The organism is Azotobacter chroococcum (genome assembly GCF_004339665.1).
GTDB classification, from domain to species: Bacteria; Pseudomonadota; Gammaproteobacteria; order Pseudomonadales; family Pseudomonadaceae; genus Azotobacter; species Azotobacter chroococcum.
The window spans coordinates 1-3,451 of the sequence record NZ_SMMU01000079.1 but is presented as its reverse complement, the minus strand read 5'-3'; the positions used below and the strand labels follow the sequence as shown (position 1 = coordinate 3,451).

2 protein-coding genes and 1 pseudogene are annotated in these 3,451 nt (G+C 59.7%); 1 reads left to right on the top strand and 2 read right to left on the bottom strand.

The features are described from left to right. The coding region (locus EV691_RS22975) for a transposase (RefSeq protein WP_165901266.1) at window positions 1-296 on the top strand (296 nt) is incomplete at its 5' end. Between the two features lie 208 nt (window positions 297-504). Here the strand turns inward: EV691_RS22975 and tyrS are convergent. Together tyrS and EV691_RS22965 are read right to left on the bottom strand one after the other, a co-directional pair. Then, on the bottom strand, window positions 505-1,704 hold the full coding sequence (gene tyrS, locus EV691_RS22970; RefSeq protein ID WP_131302111.1) for a tyrosine--tRNA ligase: 1,200 nt from the start codon (window positions 1,702-1,704) through the stop codon (window positions 505-507). A 346-nt stretch (window positions 1,705-2,050) separates the two neighbouring features. Then, a pseudogene (locus tag EV691_RS22965) lies at window positions 2,051-3,125 on the bottom strand (transposase); the annotation flags it as partial. Between the last annotated feature and the right edge of the window lie 326 nt (window positions 3,126-3,451).

Here is a 3,451-nt window from a genome sequence, read left to right as displayed (position 1 = left end):
CGGAGCATGCCGGACGGAAAGTCGTCTGGCAGATCGCGGCTCGCCGCAGCACCTACCAGAAGCACGGCAAGCGCAGTGTCCTGTATCGCGTCAAATGTCGGATCGAGAAAGCCAAGGCGCAGATGCGGGCCAAGGTCGAGCATCCGTTCCGGGTGATCAAGCGGCAGTTCGGCTACGTCAAGGTGCGCTTCCGCGGCCTGGCGAAGAACACTGCGCAATTGGTGACGCTGTTCGCCCTGTCGAACCTGTGGATGGCGCGAAAACATCTGCGGGTGGCAGGAGAGGTGCGTCCGTAATGCGGGGAATCATCCCGGCAAAGCGCCTCGTCAAGGGCAAGACATGGATTTGCAAAGAGGTATCGGCCTCAATAGCCACGGAACTGCCGTTTTTTTGAGCAATCGAGTGCTCGGGTAGGAAATGTCGGGGCTAATTCAGACCTTCCTTAACAGGGTGCCGGTGTCTAGTTTGATAGAGGCAAGTCCACATGACCAGCCCCTTGCTATATTACTCAGCCTTCAAGACAACTTTAGCGAAAGATTTCTTACCCGCTTGACAGATATGCGCCGCACCTCGCTGGAACAAGAAGCTGCGATCAACCACAGCACCATCCACCCTCACCCCCCCGGAGCCGAGCAGATCACGCGCCATAGCAGCGTTCCTGACCAAGCCTGCCTTATTCAGAACAGCAGCAATCGGCATATCCTCTGTCGAGAGCAATTCGATTACAGGCAAGTCTTCAGGCAGTTCACCATCCTTCATGCGATTTCCAGCCGAACGATGAGCATTGACCGCCGCCTCTTCGCCATGGAAACGAGCAACAATTTCCTCAGCCAGCTTGATCTTGATATCCCGCGGGTTGGCTCCCCGGTCGACATCGAGCCGAAAGGCTTCGATTTCCTCCATCGAGCGAAAGCTCAGGAGCTCGAAATACCTCCACATCAACAAATCAGGGATGGACACCAGTTTGCCATACATGATGCCAGGCGACTCTTGAATGCCGATATAATTGCCCAGTGACTTGGACATTTTCTTCACGCCATCTACCCCCTCAAGCAAGGGCATGGTGACTATGCACTGAGACTTCTGACCATAGGCACGCTGCAGTTCGCGCCCCATCAACAGATTGAACTTCTGATCCGTCCCCCCCAGCTCGACATCGGCATGTAAGGCAACCGAGTCATATCCTTGTACCAGAGGATAAAGAAACTCATGAATTGCGATCGACTGATTTGCAGCGTAACGCTTACTGAAATCGTCGCGCTCAAGCATGCGCGCCACCGTGCAATGGGAGGTAAGCCGAACAAAGTCAGCAGGGGTCAGCTGCTCAATCCAGCTAGAATTGAAAACCACCTCAGTCTTGCTCGGATCAAGGATCTTAAAAACCTGAGCCTTATAGGTTTCAGCATTCTCCAACACTTGATCACGAGTTAAAGGTGGCCGAGTGGCGCTTTTACCGCTGGGATCACCGATCACTCCGGTGAAGTCGCCAATAAGGAAAATCACTTGGTGCCCCAAGTCCTGAAACTGGCGCAGCTTGTTGATGAGTACGGTATGCCCAAGATGCAGATCCGGAGCAGTGGGATCAAAACCTGCCTTGACTCGCAGCGGCTGGCCACCTTTCAGCTTTTCGACCAACTCAGCCTCGACCAAGACTTCATCTGCACCGCGCTTGATCAGCGCCAACTGCTCTTCAATCGACCTCATGAGAACCCATCAGCCACAAAAGGAAAAGGTAGCAACATTACAAGATTACCCACAAATTACAAGGCTCAGCAGACAGGGTAATCGCGCTACCTCCCTCTTGCATTGGGCGACGACTACCGGTAGCCGATGAAACTTTTCCGAGCGCCTCTCATTCCGCCCAACCCCAGCCCTACTTCGCAAGTTTTCGACTTTTTGGGAGGCGGCGATGAGCGCCGAACACCCTGGAAGCAGAGCGGGTCACCTCGGCTCTTTCATCCAAGCGCGGCGTGGCAAATGCCGCGGACCTGCCGAAGCCTTCCGGACGCGTCGCGCGGGCGGTTGGCCGGGGGCTCAGGCCTCCGCCGCTTCAGACCACTTCGCTCATGCCTGTCGCCAACCCGGACACCAGTTCGAGCATCCGCATCAGATTGCGCGCCAGCGCATACGCAGCATACTCCCGCCCCTGTCGAGCCCGCGCACATTGAAGCGCTGTAAACCGCGGTTGCGCGCCAGGACGTTGACACACTCGGCAGTGGCTGCGCGCTCCTTGTAGACCGCCTTGCCGGCGTCCGTACCCATGCGTTGTCGCCAGGCGGCGATGGGACCGCTGTCGCCGGAACAGGGGGCATGCCGATCACCCGCGGGTCCCTGGGTTTCCGGCACCGGCGCATACACCGTGGTGCCCAGGGCCAGAGTCCCGATGTCGTCGAGCCTGGCGAAACCGCCGTCCACCAGCAGCTCCGGCGGGCGGTGCGCATAGCGCTGTTCGATCTGGTGGACCATCGGCACCATCTGCCCCTGGTCGCTGCCGCTGTCGGCGACGTCCATGCCCACGATCACCTGGCTGGCCGTGTCGCTGGCCAGCTGCGCGTTGTACGCCGGACGAAAGCCGCCGCCGGCCATCTTCATCACCCGGGCCTGGGCATCGGTGGTGGAGGACCGCGCCGTGTCGGCCGGTTTCCCTTGCGCCTGCTTGATCCCTTCCAGCTTCGGCAGTTGGGCCAGAGCCTGAGCAATGCGCTGCTCGCGCCGCTTGTCGACGCCGGCTGGGGCTTTCGGATCGTCGTGCACTTCGCGCCTGAGCGCCTCGACCTGCTGGCGCGCCTGCGCCTGGAATGCTGCAGCCGCGCCTTGCGTCGGAACGATGTCGCCCCGGCGTGCGCACGCACGCGCATCCCATCCTGCGCCACACGTTTGAGTGTTACCGCGCTACAGGCCAGCAGACTCGCCACGCTGGCCGTCAGCAACTCGCCCAGAATACGCGCCCTGGCCCACCCGGAAGTCCGACAGCGTATGGTGGTTGACCGGCACGCACCACACAGCCAGCGATAGGCATCGTGCGTCTCGCACAGCTGCGCCAGCGCCCACGCGCTGCCGCCCTCTTCCAGCGTCGCATAAAGCCACAGCGACAACAGAATCTCCGGCGCAATGGCGCTGCGTCCGGAATCGGTAGATCCTCGAGCAACTCCCCGCTGTCGCCTGTCATCGCTCGCCTCCCCCAAACGTTCGTGCTTATTCCGCCGAAACATCGCGTCAGGTGGTTTTTCCACAGTCTCTGACTGGCGCCGCGGACCCAGCGGAAGGAGCTGACGGCACTGGGGCGACTGGAGTCAAATTCTGAACCGCCCCGGGAATCTCGGAGGCTCTTTGGTGTGAGTCATGCCGCCAGGGCTGACTCGTCGAGTTGTCGATAATACGCCGCTTCAGCTTCCGCCGGCGGGATGTTGCCGATCGGTTCCAGCAGTCGACGGTGGTTGTACCAGTCCAC